11 protein-coding genes and 2 pseudogenes are annotated in these 17,087 nt (G+C 57.6%); 3 read left to right on the forward strand and 10 right to left on the reverse strand.

What is annotated here, in order from left to right; translation table 11 throughout:
- Nucleotides 1-250: pseudogene (locus tag OA90_RS28265) on the reverse strand (IS6 family transposase); the annotation flags it as partial.
- Between the two features lie 109 nt (nucleotides 251-359).
- Entirely contained in the window at nucleotides 360-2,111 is a 1,752-nt protein-coding gene (locus OA90_RS26580; protein ID WP_199823866.1) for a 7TM-DISM domain-containing protein, read from the reverse strand.
- Between the two features lie 1,051 nt (nucleotides 2,112-3,162).
- Between OA90_RS26580 and OA90_RS26585 the strand changes: the two genes are divergently transcribed.
- Nucleotides 3,163-7,014 carry an autotransporter outer membrane beta-barrel domain-containing protein gene (locus tag OA90_RS26585; protein ID WP_244274714.1) on the forward strand — a complete coding sequence of 1,284 codons (3,852 nt, stop codon included), beginning with the start codon at nucleotides 3,163-3,165 and terminating at the stop codon, nucleotides 7,012-7,014.
- Between the two features lie 473 nt (nucleotides 7,015-7,487).
- On the opposite strand, the gene OA90_RS26590 is transcribed toward OA90_RS26585, so the two are convergent.
- The 5 genes from OA90_RS26590 to OA90_RS26610 all read right to left on the reverse strand — a co-directional run bounded on the left by OA90_RS26590 (nucleotide 7,488) and on the right by OA90_RS26610 (nucleotide 12,696).
- Nucleotides 7,488-8,267 (reverse strand): SDR family oxidoreductase, encoded by a 780-nt coding sequence (locus OA90_RS26590; RefSeq protein WP_068419955.1) that lies wholly within the window; start codon nucleotides 8,265-8,267, stop codon nucleotides 7,488-7,490.
- 17 nt (nucleotides 8,268-8,284) lie between these two features.
- Nucleotides 8,285-9,169, reverse strand: a complete 885-nt coding sequence (locus tag OA90_RS26595) for an aldose 1-epimerase (RefSeq protein WP_068419957.1) — start codon at nucleotides 9,167-9,169, stop codon at nucleotides 8,285-8,287.
- Complete coding sequence (araH, locus tag OA90_RS26600; RefSeq protein ID WP_068419959.1) at nucleotides 9,166-10,110, reverse strand: L-arabinose ABC transporter permease AraH; 945 nt, start codon at nucleotides 10,108-10,110, stop codon at nucleotides 9,166-9,168. The genes OA90_RS26595 and araH overlap by 4 nt, the downstream gene beginning before the upstream one ends.
- Nucleotides 10,111-10,125: 15 nt before the next feature.
- Nucleotides 10,126-11,631 carry an L-arabinose ABC transporter ATP-binding protein AraG gene (araG, locus tag OA90_RS26605; protein WP_068419961.1) on the reverse strand — a complete coding sequence of 502 codons (1,506 nt, stop codon included), beginning with the start codon at nucleotides 11,629-11,631 and terminating at the stop codon, nucleotides 10,126-10,128.
- 81 nt (nucleotides 11,632-11,712) lie between these two features.
- A complete protein-coding gene (locus OA90_RS26610; protein WP_068419963.1) occupies nucleotides 11,713-12,696 on the reverse strand; it encodes an arabinose ABC transporter substrate-binding protein in 984 nt (327 codons plus the stop codon).
- A gap of 215 nt (nucleotides 12,697-12,911) precedes the next feature.
- Between OA90_RS26610 and OA90_RS26615 the strand changes: the two genes are divergently transcribed.
- Together OA90_RS26615 and dgoD are read left to right on the forward strand one after the other, a co-directional pair.
- The gene (locus OA90_RS26615; RefSeq protein ID WP_068419965.1) at nucleotides 12,912-13,670 is read left to right on the forward strand and encodes a FadR/GntR family transcriptional regulator; all 759 of its coding nucleotides are present in this window, start codon (nucleotides 12,912-12,914) and stop codon (nucleotides 13,668-13,670) included.
- Nucleotides 13,671-13,707: 37 nt separating this feature from the next.
- Nucleotides 13,708-14,856 carry a galactonate dehydratase gene (dgoD, locus tag OA90_RS26620; protein WP_068419967.1) on the forward strand — a complete coding sequence of 383 codons (1,149 nt, stop codon included), beginning with the start codon at nucleotides 13,708-13,710 and terminating at the stop codon, nucleotides 14,854-14,856.
- Nucleotides 14,857-14,957: 101 nt separating this feature from the next.
- Here the strand turns inward: dgoD and OA90_RS28270 are convergent.
- The 3 genes and pseudogenes from OA90_RS28270 to OA90_RS26630 form a co-directional block, all read right to left on the reverse strand.
- Nucleotides 14,958-15,065, reverse strand: a pseudogene (locus tag OA90_RS28270) (transposase); the annotation flags it as partial.
- An 8-nt stretch (nucleotides 15,066-15,073) separates the two neighbouring features.
- On the reverse strand, nucleotides 15,074-16,507 hold the full coding sequence (locus OA90_RS26625; protein WP_156510683.1) for a hypothetical protein: 1,434 nt from the start codon (nucleotides 16,505-16,507) through the stop codon (nucleotides 15,074-15,076).
- A 181-nt stretch (nucleotides 16,508-16,688) separates the two neighbouring features.
- Nucleotides 16,689-17,087, reverse strand: a 399-nt coding sequence (locus tag OA90_RS26630) for a DDE-type integrase/transposase/recombinase (RefSeq protein WP_156510684.1), incomplete at its 5' end; no start/stop codon positions are given.

Consider the following 17,087-nt stretch of genomic DNA (forward strand, 5'->3'; position numbering starts at 1 on the left):
CCTCATCCATATGCCACTTATCGTTCGGCTTGGGCCGGTCTCTGCGAATGCAGTCGGCAAAATGTCGGCCAAAGCGGTTGATCCAGAGACGAACCGTTTCCCTGCTCACGATAACACCGCGTTCAGCAAGAAGGTCTTCCACATCGGCCGTGCTCAGAGCAAACCGATGATAGGCCCACACTGCGTAGGCGACAACTCCACGCGGAAAACGAAACCCCTTCAGACGGGGGAAAGTGCTCGGCAATCTCATGTCGTCTCGATAACCGAAACGCCGGGGTCAAACAACTTGGCAATACCCCTTGGAGGGCAGGGTGCTTTGAAGGAAGTTCCCCTGATCTGGTTCCCGGATTGAGCCGAACTCAATTTTTTGTGCTGTTCATTGCGTTTTTCAACGCTCCGCTTGGTGTTTCATTGAATTCCTGACGATACATCTTCGAAAAGTGGCTGACGCTGGAGAACCCTGCAGAACGGGCAGCTTCAGCGATTGTGGTGTGCTGGCGCATCAGGATCTGGTCCCGGGCGAAATTCAGCCGAACGGATCGGATGAAAGCCGCCGAGGTCTGGCCTTGCGTCTTTTTCAGTCGCCGGGCCAGGGTTCTCTCACTTGTCGCAAGTACGGTTGCCAGTTCCTTGACGCCGAAGTTTTCGTCGCTGACGTTGGCCAGCAAGCACTCGGTGACCCGTTCCAGAAATTGTTTCTCTGCAGGGGGCAACAGTTTTTTGTTTGGGTCTTCGGTCAAGATCGTTTCCAGCGCATCCAGTCTCGCACCGGAGTTTTTCAGCGCTTCAGCCTGCACCGTGACATCGCCCCGCAAGGTATGGGCTTCCATCATTGCAGCCAGTTTTTGCTTCTGCATCGCTTTGACCATGACCGAAATGGCTATCATCATGAAAGTCGTCTCTCCAACAACGGCAACGTAGTAACCCCAGGCGACAGGGTTTTGCAGAAGAAGCTCGTATGCAAAGGTGGCACGCGTGATTTCCAGAGGAAAAATGAAGTAATAAACAGCCAGAACCAACCCAAAGGCAAATATGAGAAGAGCGAATGCGATCGGCTTTGCCTGCGGCACGCCCTCTTTGATCATGAACAGGGAGACGAACAGCAGGACAATCGGGTTGAGCACATAAGACAGATGCAAGGGGAGCGCCAATGTCCAGGGGTCGAGCACGGCAAGGCCGGTCGTGATGACCGCGGCGACAACCAGTAAAGTAAACAGGAAGCGAAAACGCGAATTCCTTGCGTCGATTTCCAAAAGTATTCTGCAATATTGAATGATTGCGAAAACACCAACGCCAGTCAGGAAGAACATAAATGGTGAAAGAAATTTCACAGGCACATGAATGCAAAATATGTGTTTTAGCCAACCATCGTAGAGAAACGAGAATATGAGTATGCAGGTCAGATACAGTGCATAATACTTATAGAAACGGGTTTCTACCTGACGGAAGATGATCAGGCTGATAACGATGATCGAAAGCACAAAGCTCAAGAACAGTGCAGTTGAAATCATCACGCTGGTGGACCAGTCGGAAAACAGGTTCGGCGTGGCGATCACCGGTGTTACCGTTGGCTCAACAGTGCCGGCGATACGCAGATAGAAGGCCCTGTTTTCGCCTGGTTCCACGGCCAGCGGCAACCCGGGCTTTATCGTTCTCGATGCTCTTTCGCTCGACGCTACGGATCGGCCATCTCTGGCAACGAGGACAATGTCGTTCTGGCGTTGTTCATACAAAGTCAAATCGTCATGAATCGTCTCTGCAAATGCAACGACCCACTGTTTGGGACTGTCATGCGGGTTCTGAACGGTGAAGCGAAGCCAAAGGGCCTGGTCCGGGAAGGGCGACTGAGCCTTTGCGGTGCAGTCTGTCCTGGAAAATTCCTGACTGACTATCTCATTCACTTCAAGTGAGTTTGTGGGATCAAGATAGTATTCAAAATTCAGGGCGCGTAGCTGGTCTTCAGGGTTTTCTGAAAGAGTGTTCTCGGTGCCATTCACCTGTCCGGGCTCGCAATTCAAAGACGGTTCAGCTGCCGTTGGCCCGACGCTCATTGTCAAAAGCAGAAGCAATGCAACGAAGACAGGCGCAAACCGCATTGAATGTCTTTTCATGAAGCACGACTCTTTTGTCTTTTTGGAAGATTGCCCGCTCAAGCTGATCGCGACGCACCAGCAAATTGGACATTTATGCGCATATCGGACAAATGCAAGCGTATAACGGTCAAAATACGGATGATACGTTTCAATCTTTCCAACCGCCTGTAACAAAGTACGAACCTCGGGGACCCCGCGTTTTGACGCGCATGTCGTTCCGGCAGGTCTAGCTGATTTTGTAACGACGAAACGGATCGATGTGACACTTTGCAAGTTTGGTTTACGTGGAAACCGGACCCCGGTTTCAAGGTCGTGTGGAGTGCCAACCAGGTGGCTTCTGAATTCACACCTTCTGGCGTCCACGTCACTTGTCGCCGCGGGCATTATCACCTTTGCCGCAACCGATGTGCAGGCTCAGCAGATCGATGTTGCCGACGGTCAGACCACAACGATCAACGCGTTGACGCCGTTTGATGACATCAATTTCGCCGGTGATGGAAGAATAGATGGCACCGGGCTGCTGGAGGCGAACGGCAGTCCTACAAATATTGATGTGACAGGAAGCGGATCCGCCTTCATTGACAGCAACATAGGAAGGAATGGCGGAAATGGGGTCACTTTAGTCAATGGTGATGGTGGAACCGGAACGTTGACAGTGACAGGTAAAATCTCTGGTACTGGTGTAGTCGTCAACGCCGGAACCTTGATCTTGAACAACGACGACGGCGACGCCATCGGTGACACAGATGGTCTCAGAGTAGGGGCTGTGGCTACCATCAGTTTGCAGACAGATGAAACGGTAGGCAGGCTTTCAGGAGATGGGGCCTTTGTCCTGAATGCAAATACGCTGACTTTTGCCGGCTTAGGAGGTAGATTCAACGGAGTGATGTCCGGCACTGGCGGTGTTGTTATCAATGCCGGCGTCCTCAATCAATTTACAGGAGAAAATACATACACCGGGTCTACGACAGTCAATGGTGGAACATTGACCATCGGTGACGTTATTGGCCCCCCCCCAGGTGAGGGGGTGATCCTGGATAACAATGCCGTCATTGTGAATGGAGGTGAATTGATCCTTGAGGTATCCGAAACAATCGGGTCCCTCGCCGGTACGGGCGGAACGGTCACTCTTGAGGACCCTTTTGGTTCTTCGTATACGCTGACCACTGGTGGCAACAATGACAGCACCACCTTTGGCGGATCCTTCGGCGGCGACGGCTTTGTCAATAAGCGCGGTACCGGCACCTTCACGCTTTCCGGCGACAATACGGGGTTTGACGGCACGGTTACCGTCGAAGAAGGGACCTTGAGCCTGGCAACGACGGCCGCGGGCGGCGATGGCAGTTTTTCCATCACCACAACCGGCTCGGTGATCGACTACGCCGACGGCGTGACCAGTGCAGCGCCGATAGACATCAATTCGAACACGACCCAGCTCCAGGTGCTGACAGGCTCAGCAACACAATCAGGTGTGATATCTGAAACGGGCGGGGCGCGACCGATGGAGAAAATCGGCGATGGCACGCTGACGCTGACCGGCACCAACACCTACACCGGCGGCACGACGGTGACTGCGGGGACCTTGCAGCTCGGCAACGGCGGCACGACCGGCAGTGTGGCCGGGGACATCACCAACAACGCGGCGCTGATCTTCAACCGCTCGGATGCCGTGACCGTGTCTGGCATCGTCTCCGGTTCGGGCACCGTGACCAAGGCGGGTGCGGGTACGCTGACGCTGACCGGCACCAACACCTACACCGGCGGCACGACGGTGACGTCGGGGAGCTTGCAGCTCGGTGACGGCGGCACGACCGGCAGTGTGGCCGGGGACATCACCAACAACGCGGCGCTTGTCTTCAACCGCTCGGACGCGGTGACCGTGTCTGGCGTCATCTCCGGTTCCGGCACTGTGACCAAGACGGGTGCGGGCACGCTGACGCTTACCGGCACCAACACCTACACCGGCGGCACGACGGTGACGTCGGGGACCTTGCAGCTCGGTGACGGCGGCACGACCGGCAGTGTGGCCGGGGACATCACCAACAACGCGGCGCTGATCTTCAACCGCTCGGATGCAGTGACCGTGTCTGGCGTCGTTTCCGGTTCGGGCACCGTGACCAAGACGGGTGCGGGCACGCTGACGCTGACCGGCACCAACACCTATACCGGCGGCACGACGGTGACGTCGGGCACCTTGCAGCTCGGCAACGGCGGTACGACCGGCAGTGTGGCCGGGGACATCACCAACAACGCGGCGCTGATCTTCAACCGCTCGGATGCAGTGACCCTGTCAGACGTCATCTCCGGTTCGGGCTCCGTGACCAAGGCGGGTGCGGGTACGCTGACGCTGACCGGCACCAACACCTACACCGGTGGCACGACGGTGACGTCGGGCACGCTCGTCAACCAGGGCACAATAGCCGGGGCTGTCGTCAACAACGCAAGCTTCACCAATCAGGCCGGGGGCACGACGGGGGCGGTTACCAGCGCCGGCACCGGATCGAATGCCGGCACGATTGCGTCTCTGGTCAACACCGGCGGCACTTTCGCCAACACGGGAACGATTACCGCTAGTGCCTCCAACAGCGCCGGCACGACAACCAACACCGGGGCGATTGGCGGCGCGCTTGTCGTCTCGGGCGGTGTGTTCAACCAGAACGCAGGCGGAACGCTTGTCGGCAACACGACTGTCAGCGGTGGACAGCTGAATGTGAACGGGACGGGCGCACTTTCGTCGGCCAGTGTCACGGTCGAAGGCGGAACGCTGTCCACCGATGGCGGATCGCTTGCGGCAACGGCCGGTGTTCAGGTGACTGGCGGAACGTTTGCGCTGGAGGGCGATGAGACGATCAACACGCTGACCAATGCGGGGACGGTGACAATTGGCGCGGGCAACACGCTTGCCGCGGCCGTCATCACCAATTCCAGCGGCACGATCCGGATCGGTGCAAATGCGACGCTTCAGGGCACCGGCAACACCCTGAACAACAGTTCTCTCATCGATGTTGCCACGAATGGCACGGTGAGCGATGCCGGAGCGATCAACAATCTGGCCAATGGCGTCATCAACTTCAATGGCCCCGGCGGCACAGCAACATTTGCCTCAACGACAACCGGTTCGATCTTCAATGCCGGCAGCATCAATGTCGTTGACGGTGATGTTCTGGTGACCGGCAACCTCACCAATCAGGGCAGCGGACAGCTCGGTGTCGCAGGCGGTGACATGACCGGCATCGGCGTGCTGACCAACACCTCCACAGCCACGACCGGTGTCTCGGTTGGCGCAGGGCGGCTGCTGTCGGCCGATACGATCGTCAACAGCACAGGCGCGATGCTCTCCAATGCGGGGACGCTGACCGCGACCAGCGGCTTGACCAACGCGACCGGCGCGACGCTCACGACCACCGGAACGTTGACTGGGGCGGTGACCAACAGGGGCACCCTCAATGCGACGGGCACGATCAACGGTGCTGTTACCAACGGGGGTGTCTTTTCGACAGGCGGCAGCGGGGCAATTGCAGCGGTCACCATCAACGGCAATCTCGTGCAGACGGCCGATGGATCTCTTGTTGTCGATGTGGACAGGGCAAGCAGCACCAATGATCGTGTAACGGTCACCGGCACGGCAGATCTGGCCGGTACCGTCGATCTCAATCTGACAGGCGCTGATCCTGTCGGGCTCTTTACGATCGTCAGTGCAGGGGGAGGGGTCACCGACAACGGGCTTGCGCTCGGCACCATGCAGACCTTCACCAATCCGCTGACCGAGGTTCAGCTGGTCTACCCGAACGCGAACGATGTGGCGCTCAACTTCAGCTTCAATGCCGAGGCAGGCGCTTTCAACTCGAACCAGACAAACACCCTGACCACGCTCAACGCGATCAACACCGGCGATACCGGCGAGACAGGTCCGGTGATCCAGGGATTGTTCAATCTGGGATCTGTCGAGCACATGAGGACAGCCCTCAATCAGCTTTCTCCGGAGATCGCGCTCAACACCGAGACGGCCTCTTTGTTTTCCGCGGCTAATTTTACGAACAGTCTGTTCTCGTGTCCCGTTGAAGGTGGGGCCCATGCGTTCATACGCGAGGGCGATTGCCTTTGGCTACGCCCGCAGGGGCGTCTTCTGAGTGTTGACGAAACAGCGGACCGGATCGGCTTTGAGGAACGCGTCGGCGGCGTTTCCGTTGGCGGGCAGTACCAGGTCCGGACAGACTGGTACGCCGGGTTCGGGCTTGGATACGAGCAGGGCACCCTGGACAGCAACGCCAGTGCCAGTGCCCGGAGCGACCGCTTTCATCTCGGGGGCACGCTGAAGTACCAGCAGGGTGCCCTGTTGATCGCAGGGGCTGTCTCCGGTGGCATCGGCGCTTATGAAACCACCAGAACCATCACCTTCGGCGGTCTTGGCGCAGTCAACAAAGGCGACTACGACATCTCCTATGCAGGTGCCCAGATGCGTGCTGCCTATCTGCTGGAAGAAGGCGGGTTTTACGCCAAGCCGCAGGTGGATCTGTATCTTGCCTATCTTGACCGCGACGGCTTCACCGAGACCGGTAACTCTGCGACGGCTCTCAGTGTGGACGGCTCCGAAGAGACGTATTTTTCGGTCACGCCCGCGATTGAAATCGGAAGCGAGCATGCACTGTCCAACGGCTGGACAGCCCGCATGCGCCTCAAGGCCGGTGTCACGCTTTCTTCGCAGGACCAGAACGCGCTGACCGCCCATTTTGCAGGTGCTCCGGCCGGTGCGCCAGGCTTTGAGATCGCGTCGGACGTGGACAACGTTCTTGCCGATGTGGAAGCCGGCGTGATGTTGCTGTCGGGCGGCAACACATCTCTCGAGTTCGGCTATCAGGGCCGCCTGTCACAAGGCACCCGCCAGCATGGCGGCTTCATCAAGGCATCACTCAGGTTCTGAGAACGAACTCCGCCACAACGCCGTTCCTGCAGCGTCAATCCAATCCGGATGCGACGGGTATTCCAACTTGCTCAAGTCCAGCTCCGTCCCCCTACCCTGTGGTTGTGGATAGACAATAGAAATCCGCCCGCAAAAATTGCGGCCTGGCTTGTCAAAGGTATTGCCAGGGCACCATAGCCCGATAAGTTGATAGGGATCCGGCGCGCGGACTTCATCAGGGCCAGCGGACAAGCGTGCCGCGAAAACAGGCCGGACAAATGACCGCTCGCAACAAGATCTGAATCACAAAAAGAAAACTCTTGCAAAACAGGGGCTGTCCACAAATGGCAATACCCCCTTGCAACCTTCACCGACCTTGCCTGCCAGTCGTCCGAATGACCTTCGGGCGCAACCGCAGACCGGGAAGGCACCGTCGCCGATCGCGCAAGCGATGAAATCCTGAACGCCGAACACGACGCCCTGGCGACTTCCGCTCATGCGGGATGCTGCTGCACGCTGAGGCCGCCGTCGACGGTCAGACAGGTGGCATTCATGAAAGGGCACTCGTCGGAGATCATGAACACCGCGGCTTTCGCGATCTCCTCCGGCGTGGCGATGCGTCCGCCGGGGTGAAGCCGCAGGGTTTCCTGTCTGGCTGCTTCCGGGTCCGGAAAGCTGTTCCAGTAATCGACGACCTTCTGTGTCTGCACATAGCCGGGCGCCAGCGCATTCACTCTGACATTGCGGCCGGCATATTCGAGGCCAAGCGACTTCGTCAGTCCCAGCAAAGCGTGCTTTGCCAGAGGATAGGGGAAAGTGTGCGGGATGATTGTGAAGGCATGTGTGGACGCGATGTTGAGGATGGTTCCGCCGCCGTCTTCCAGCATGGCGGGCAGCACGGCCTTCGAACAGTTCCAGGCGCCCTTGAGATTGATGTCGAAGCAACGGTCCCAGTCGGCATCGCTGAGGCTCAAGGGTTCGTCGAACACATTGACACCCGCGTTGTTGATCAGAGCATTCGGACGGCCCACGATGAGGCTCGCATGCTCGATTGCGGCCGCCACGTCGTCCGGCCGCGTAATATCGCCAGCCAGGCCGCCAAGGGTTGGCGTCTCGCCTCCAAGACTGGCGATGCTGTTCTCAAGCAATCCCGCGTCACGGTCCATGCAGAAGACGGATGCTCCTTCGCGCAGGCACGCCTCGAGGATAGCCAGTCCAATTCCCTGGGCCGCGCCGGTGACGAAGATGCGTTTGCCGGTAAGCCGATCACCCATATGCTTCCTCCTTTGGTTCACGCATCCGCGCGAAAGTGCATCGCAATCGTCCCGGACAAAACCTCGCCCGGCTCCAGTATGCTCAAGCCGCCGAGATCGGGCATGTTGTGAGCGTCGGGCAGGTGGCTCATCGGCTCCAGGCAGACAAAATCATTGCCGGTCGCAGCGAGGCTCTCCGGAGCGGCGTGGATCATCATCACATCGAAGACCGGAGCGCAATGAAGCATGACTTCGAGACCGATATCCGGCCAATACAATTGCGCCTTGCCGCCGAAGCCCTCGAAGGCGTTGTTGATCCAGCGCGCGGGCACCGCCCGCGGTGCCACAAAATCGAGATCCGCCGGCACCTTTTGCCTTGCCTTCGGCAAATGCCCTTCGCCCTCGCTCCACAACGCCTTTGTGTGCATCTGCACCTTCAGATCGGCGGTCCAGCGGAAAAAGGGATGAAAACCGACGCCGAACGGCAACGCAACATCCCCCCGATTGGTCACGCGGAGCGTAAGAGAAAGGCAATCTTCGCTCAATGAAACCTGCTGAAAAGCGTCATAGGCATATGGGTCGCACGCGGAAGCCACACTCGACAGGCGAAGCTCGACGTTTTCTTCCTCGGCTTCTACCACGTTCCAGTCAGCCAGCCAGCCGCTGCCATGGAGTATCAGGGGATCGCCGCTGTTGGGCGCAAGACCGTAACTCCGTTCCCGGAAATCGAACCGGTTGCCGGCGATCCGGTTGCCGAAGGGGACAAGTGGAAAACAAGCGGCATCCCCCGACGGCCCACCGGCCGGCACAAGCACGGGAAAACCGCGCCATTGCGTGCGTAGAAGAGAGGCGCCCTGCGCGGAGACCGAAACCTTCAGGTCGCCCTGCGTCAGGGTCAGATCTCTCCGGTTTGGCGCGCTCATCGGCGGCTGGCAGAGGAGCGCAGGTTGTCGAGAAGCACGGCGCCGAGAAGGATCAGACCGCGCACCACATACTGATAGAAGGCCTGGATGTTCAGAAGGTTCATGACGTTTTCGGCAATGCCCATGATCATGACCCCGACAATGACGCCGGTCATCGCGGCACGGCCACCGGCAAGGGAAACCCCGCCGAGCACGCAAGCGGATATCACTGACAGCTCCAGCCCCGTGGCCGCGTTCGGCTGACCGGAGGTAATACGCGAGGCCAGCATGATGCCAGCGACGGCACAGATCAGGCCCTGGAGGGCGAAGATCCAGATCCGCATCGACACGACATTGACGCCTGCCAGCCGTGCCGCTTCCGGATTGCCGCCGATGGCCAGCGTGTTCTTGCCGAACACCGTCCGGTTGAGAAGGAAACCGAAGACCGCAAACAGCGCGCCCATCACCCAGATTGGCGTTGGGATGCCGAGGAAGCGCGACAGCGCAAGCTGATAGAAACCGGGATCGTTGATGCCGACGGCGCGGCCATCGGAAACGATGAGCGCCAACCCGCGCACGATCTGCATCGTCGCCAGCGTGGTGATCAATGCGTTGATGCGGAAACAGGCGATGACGAAGCCGTTGACGGCGCCGACCAGCGCGCCGCTCAAAAGGGCGATGACAAGGCCGAGGACAATGGAGCCGGTCATGTTGGAGGCGATCACCGCGATCATGCCGGTGAAGGCAACCGTGGAACCTACGGAAAGGTCGAAGTCCCGGGATGCGAGGCAGAACATCATCGTGCACGCGACGATGCCGATCGTGACAACGGACTGCAGCAGACCCAGGATGTTGCGTTCGGAGAGGAAATTCGGAACGGTCAGGGAGACGATCGCAAAGGCCACTGCGAAGATGACCACCAGTCCCTGGTCTCCGAGGAGTATTTTCTTGAGAGAATTCATCTGAATAGATCCAGTTCAGTGCTGTTCGGCGGCGTTTCTGTCCGGCAGGGCCCGGGTCAGGATGTTGCGCTCTTCAAAGTCTTCGCGTGCGAACTCGCCGGCCATCCGGCCTTCGCACATCACGATGATGCGGTCAGAGATGCCCATGACTTCCGGCAATTCGCTCGAGACGACGGCGATTGCCATCCCGCCTTCCGCGAGCTCGTAGAGGATGTCGCAGATCTCCGACTTCGCACCGACATCGATGCCGCGTGTCGGCTCGTCGACGATCAGTACCTTCACGCCCTGCTCCGAGAGCCAGCGGCCCAGGATGACTTTCTGCTGGTTGCCGCCCGACAGATTGACGATGTCCTGCCGGCGCGATGGCGTGCGCACCTTGAGGCGCTCGATGAAGCGATCCGCGAGCGCGGCCTCCTTGCGCAGATGGAGAAGGCCGAAAGGTGAAATATGACGGCGCGAGGAGATGGCGATGTTTTCCTCGATCGAGCGTCCCTGGATGATACCGTCGTGCTTGCGGTCCTCCGGACACAGCACCAGTCCGGCATTGATGGAGGCGCGCGGATTGTCCGGCAGCACGTCGACGCCGTCGATGGCGACCCTGCCGCCACGGCGGGCGTCGGCACCGTAAATCAGGCGCATCATTTCGCTGCGTCCTGCGCCGATCAGGCCGAAAAAGCCGAGAATTTCACCCTGCCGGACGGAAAACCCGCCAGGTTCTGGCAGCTTGGATCCATGTATGCCGGTGACTTCCAGCCGCGTGGGCCCGAGGGGACGTCCGCGCCATCGCCAGATGTTGCCGAGTTCGCGTCCGACCATCTCCGCGATGATCTGTTCCCGGGTCACGTCGGCAATCTTCGGGTGATGTGCCGCAAGCCGTCCGTCGCGCAGGATGGTCAGGCTGTCGCACAACTGAAAGATTTCCTCCAGCCGGTGGGAAACATAGAGAATGACCGTGCCTTTGGCCTTCAACCTGGCGATCAGGTCAAATAGGATTTCGCTTTCGCGGGACGACAGCGACGACGTCGGCTCGTCCAGCGCGATGACCCGTGCCTCCATCATCACGGCCTTGGCGATTTCCACCATCTGCCGTGCCCCGAGCGAGAGCGAAGAAACCTTGGCGTTCGGATCGAGATCGATGCCGATTTCTTCCAGGCGCGCCGAAACGCTTGCAGAAAGCTCCCTGGCGTCGACGACGCCCGCCTGGTTCGGGTAGCGGCCGAGCCAGAGGTTCTCCGCGACCGTAAGTTCCGGCACGAGCTGGAGTTCCTGATGGATCACGATGACACCTGCATCGAAGGCATCCCGGACAGAGACGTAATTCTGCTCCACACCGTCGATTGAAATCGAACCCTCGTCCGCGGACTGATCGCCGGAAAGCACACGGATCAGCGTCGATTTTCCGGCGCCGTTTTCCCCCATGAGCCCATGCACGGCACCCTTTTCGACGGAAAAGGAAATATCCGACAGGGCCTGAACCCCCGGATAGCTTTTGGAGATGTTCTGGACAGAAAGAAAGGACATGACACTCGCGCATCCGTTCTCCGGTGGCCCGCGGTGCGAGAGACGCACGGCGGGCCGCCGGATGGCATTAACCGGAAAGGGTCACTCGATGCCGAGATCCTTGCGGACTTCGGCATAATTGTCGCGCAGGGCCAGCGATCCTGAGGTCAGGATCAGCTTTTCCGGCTCCTTGCCGTTGGCGATCCACTCGTACATGTTGAGCGCGGTTTCGTAGCCATGGCGCTTCGGCGAGATGATCACCGTGCCGTAGAAACCGGTCAGATTGGGCTTCTTGAACTCGTTGATGGCCGATTCCGCCCCGCCAATGCCGACGCCGATCACGTTTTCCGCCGGAATACCGACGGATTCGGTCGCCCGGACGGCACCGAGAACCGCTTCGTCATTCAGGCCGAAGGTGATCCATTTCTTTACGTCCGCATGCTGGTTGAGGACGGTGGTCGCGGCATTCAGCGCCGCTTCCGTGTCCGTCTTGGCCTGTGGCGCGTCATAGATGTTCTCGGCCGGGAAGCCGGTAGCCTTCAGCGCCGTGATGGCACCTTCCACTCGGTCGACGGCAGTCGGAAGCTGGTCGTAGGAAACGCGGATTGCGCCGACCTCCGACATGTCCCAGCCGCGTGCCTTGATTTCGGCGGCGATGGAGTCGCCCACGGTCTCACCGATCTTGACAGCGGAAATACCCATGTGCGGAACGCTTTCGATCGGCTCGCCATCAGCACCGACAAGACGGTCGTCAACGGTCATGAGCTTCAGATCATTGGCGGCAGCCTTTGCAACGATGCCCGGCCCGAGCTTCACATCCGGCACGCAGATGATGAACCCCTGTGCCCCCTGGGCCCCGAGATTGTCGATGGCCGCCTGGACCTTCTCGCCGTCCGGCGCCCCGATTTCGACGAGGGTGAAACCTTTTTCCTCGGCGGCTTTCTGGGCGAATTTCCATTCGTCCTGGAACCACGGTTCTTCCGGTTGCTTCACGACGAAGCCTATCTTCACGTCGGCGGCGTGCGCGGTTCCGGCAAGGGCAATTGCCATGGCGCCAGTCAGAATGGCCTTTTTCAATATACGCATTGCAGATCCTCCCAATGTGTTCGGGCGCCTTTCCTTCCCAGGCGCTTCAACAGATCTATTCTGAATCATCATATCAGTCAATTGCATTGGTATGATGATTGGAATATGGTCGCCTGAAAAGAGGGGAGGTTCCCCACAAAGACGGGCAGTTCTCGCGGAGGCATAAATCCGCTAGAAATGCGCGACGGGCAGTCCGCCGGAGAGGAAACAGGCCATTGGAAACGTTACGGCAGGAAACGGCAGATGCCGGGCAGGTCAGTGGCAAGCGCCCCCGTGTCCGGCAAAACGTGACCGCGGCCCTGGCGGAAGACATCTGCTCTGAAAAATATCCCGCCGGCGCGCAGCTTCCGCGGGAGAATGACTTGTGCGAGATCTATGGCGTCAGCCGTACGGTCATCCGGGAAAGCATCAAGGTTCTGGAATCCAAGGGCATGCTCCGGGTCAGGCCGCGTGTTGGTACCGTCGTCACGGAGCGCGAGGAATGGAACATCCTCGACGGAGAAGTGCTCGACTGGATCGGCCCCTTCATCCACGAGTTCAATCTTCTCGGTTGCATTCTGGAAGCCCGGCGCATCATCGAGCCGGCGGTGGCCGAATTCGCGGCGCAACGTGCGACGCTGCAGGAAATCGCCGATCTCGAGGCGGCATTCATCCGCATGCGCGAGGCCAGCGCCGATCCTGAAGCCTTCACGGAAGCGGATACGGATTTTCACGGCGTGCTCATGGTCGCCAGCCACAACCAGGTTTTCCGGCGCCTTTCCAGCGCCATTCATACGGCCTTGCACTACACTTTGCATGCATCCAACACCGCGGTTGAAAACCGGGACCGGGCGATCGATCTGCACGGCGAACTGGTGGACGCCCTTCGGCTGAGGGACGGGCCCCGTGCCCGGGAAGCCTCCAACCGGATGCTCGACCTTGCCGAACATGATCTGGCCGCGGCTCAGGAGGCCGCAGGCCGCTCGCGGACCTGACGTTTTCTCAAGGGCTCTTTGCCGGATACCCAGCACGATGAAAATCACCAAATTCACGACCTATATCGTCCCGCCGCGCTGGATGTTTCTGAAGATAGAGACAGACGAAGGCATCAGCGGATGGGGAGAACCCGTCGTCGAAGGCCGGGCGCTGACGACGGAAGCGGCCGTACACGAACTGGCGGACTATCTCGTCGGCAAGGACCCCTTTCTGATCGAGGATCACTGGACCGTCCTCTATCGCGGAGGCTTCTACAGGGGGGGCGCGGTCCACATGAGTGCGCTTGCCGGCATCGACCAGGCGCTGTGGGACATCAAGGGCAAGGCGCTCGGCCAACCGGTACACAGCCTCCTTGGCGGACAGCTTCGCGACAGGATCAAGGTCTATTCCTGGATCGGCGGCGACCGGCCGTCCGACCTCGCACAAAACGCGAAGGACGTCGTCGGACGCGGTTTCAAGGCGTTGAAGATGAATGGCTGCGAGGAACTGCAGATCATCGATACGGGTGCGAAGCTCGACAAGGCGATTGCCGCCATCGCCGCCGTCCGCGAAGCAGTCGGCCCCGACATCGGCATCGGTGTGGATTTCCACGGCCGGGTGCACAAGCCCATGGCCAAGGCGTTCGCCAGGGAACTCGATCCCTACAGGCTGATGTTCATCGAAGAGCCGGTCCTGTCGGAAAACCGGGAGGCGCTTCGGGACATCGTCAGCCACACGGCAACGCCCATCGCCCTTGGCGAGCGGCTCTATTCGCGCTGGGACTTCAAGACCATCCTTTCCGACGGATATGTCGATGTGATTCAGCCCGACCTCTCGCACGCCGGGGGGATTACCGAGTGCCGGAAGATCGCGGCGATGGCGGAAGCTTATGACGTCGCACTCGCACCCCATTGCCCGCTCGGCCCGATCGCGCTCGCCGCCTGCCTGCAGGTCGATGCCGTTTCCTACAATGCCTTCATCCAGGAACAGAGTCTCGGCATCCACTACAACAAGTCGAACGATCTTCTGGACTACATTTCCAATCCGGAAGCCTTCGCCTATGAGGACGGGTTTTCCGCCATCCCGCAGGGGCCCGGTCTCGGTGTCGAGGTGAACGAAGACTATGTCATCGAGCGCGCCAGGGAAGGCCACCGCTGGCGCAGCCCCGTCTGGCGGCACGAGGACGGCAGTTTCGCCGAATGGTGAGTTCTGCAATCGGGATTGCCATTTGTGGACAGCCCCTGTTTTGCAAGAGTTTTGGTATTGCCAAGTTGTTTGTCATTGGATGCAAGGCAGCGCGGCCCCTGCTTTTTCAGCCGGCGGTTCTCTTCGGCCATGGCCTTCATCTCCGCCATCAAGGACGCATCCATACCGCCGTACTTGGATCGCCAGTTGTAGTACGTCGCGTTGCTGATGGCGGAAATCAAAATCTTTCGAAAGTACAGTCAAAGTAATTGAGTGTCACAATGCCATTTTCGACGCCTATTACAGCATTTGCTTGCACTGACTTCACAACTTCGGTCTTATCATCAAGCGGGTTGTTTTCTGCGTTATCCTTCAATTTATTGTACGCTTCTTCTGTTGATTTGGACGTATCATATTCCATAGAATATTCTATTCTTGATAACCTGCCACGGCTATCGGTAAAAATTTCAAACTTGCGTTTTTCTTCACCGAAGATACACACAGCAATCTTGCGTAACAATGCTTCGTATAAACCTTGTTGGCAAAATCCCCTAAGAATATCAGCGTCATTAGGGGCAAATTTGTTTTCTATATCTTTTGAATTCTCCAATATTAGATGTTCGCCATTAAGGAAAAGTGCTTCATTATATCCCCTATCATAGTCTTTATCAAAATCAAATTTGTTTGATGGATCATGTTTGGCGTTCCTTACAGAAACGACTAGCTTTTCGAAATTTTCTTCTATTTCTTTCTTTATACTTTTATCAATTGTGTGGATGTCAACTTTGCCCAGTTCGAATTTAGTAATGCTTTTACCTCTCTTCTTATCTAGGATTTCATAGACAACACTATTATCTGTCTCCTTTTTAGAATATTTTCTTTTCCCCTTTGAAGTATCTTCTGTACGTAATTTGTCAAATGCCTGTATTTTATCTTTAAAAGGAGATCTTTCGTCACAAACTTTTTCAATATTTGACTGTAAATTGTCTGCTGTTGCATACAATTTTTTCAATGCCTCGGTGATTTTCTCGTCCATGGCGTCAATGCGCGCCGTTCTTGCATTAATGTAGCTGGATGAAATCAGGTGCACTTTTTTCAGAGTCTCAAGCATTCGGTGAAAGAATTTGGTGCGATCAGAATGCTCACTTACCATTTTGCGGCGCATTTCATCGTCGTCACTTAAGAACTTGAGCGAGATAGACGTCGAATCACGATATCTTTCGAAGAAAATATCAGGAAGAATTACTAAAAATATTGGTTTAACGTAATCTTCTTTGTCAAAGTGACCTTTATCAGTGCGCTTTTCCCGCTCTATTGCTGTTTTTTCCAATCGTTTGAGGCCCTGGCAAACTTTCTTGAAGTTATCTCTTTTAAAACCGTCAGAGATTTCAACGGTTGCCTGCTTTTCCTGTTTCGCCAGATTTGCTAACCTGCGGCCTGATTTATATTGTCTGTTTTTTGCTGAAATACTTCGGAAAAATTCTGAGACTCTTCGGCTTAAGCAATTTTCGGCCGCTGCAGGCTTCCACCGCCCATGAACGTCTTTCCGGGCCGTCTTCGACAACGGCGAAGAAGTCCCCCTTGAAGGCAGACTATCACACTCATCCTGTTTAAGACCCGTACCCGCAGCAAAATGTGTCGGTCGCTGGGAACTTGCTGCATCAAATGCCATGGTCGACTCCTGAAGCTGGTTTGATGGTCAAACCTATGCAAAAGCGCTCCTCTGGAGCTGTGTCGAATGATACAACCGCTGTTTTCGGTTGCGGTGGAGGTACAATGTCCGTCGTCAGGTAAATTGAGGGTATTGCCAAGTTGTTTGTCATTGGATGCAAGGCAGCGCGGCCCCTGCTTTTTCAAGCGGTCATTTCTGCTGTGTAGTCGGACCACAGGCAGAAGGCATCTGCCCTGGCGTGTCGCCAGGAGCGGGCTGAGAGTTTGTATCGGCGGGGACGAAAGATGGTGTTGATCTGATCGTGGGCAGACAGAAACCGCTGCGCTTGCCGGGGCGACTTGAAACGACCCATAATCTTCTCCCGTTTGCGTGTCGGGCGATGGGAATTCTCAATCCTGTTATTCAGCCCCTTGTGAGCGCGATGATCGGCATCCGGAGCAAGGGCCTGAACCGGCTTGGTGTAGCTGCGCAGCTTATCCGTCACCACGACCCTGGGCTCGCCGAATTGCGTGACCAACCTGTCGAAGAAACGCCTGGCAGCTTTTGCATTGCGGTGGGATTGAACCAGGATGTCGAGCAC

The sequence above is a fragment of the Labrenzia sp. OB1 genome (assembly GCF_001624695.1).
Lineage (GTDB): Bacteria > Pseudomonadota > Alphaproteobacteria > Rhizobiales > Stappiaceae > Roseibium.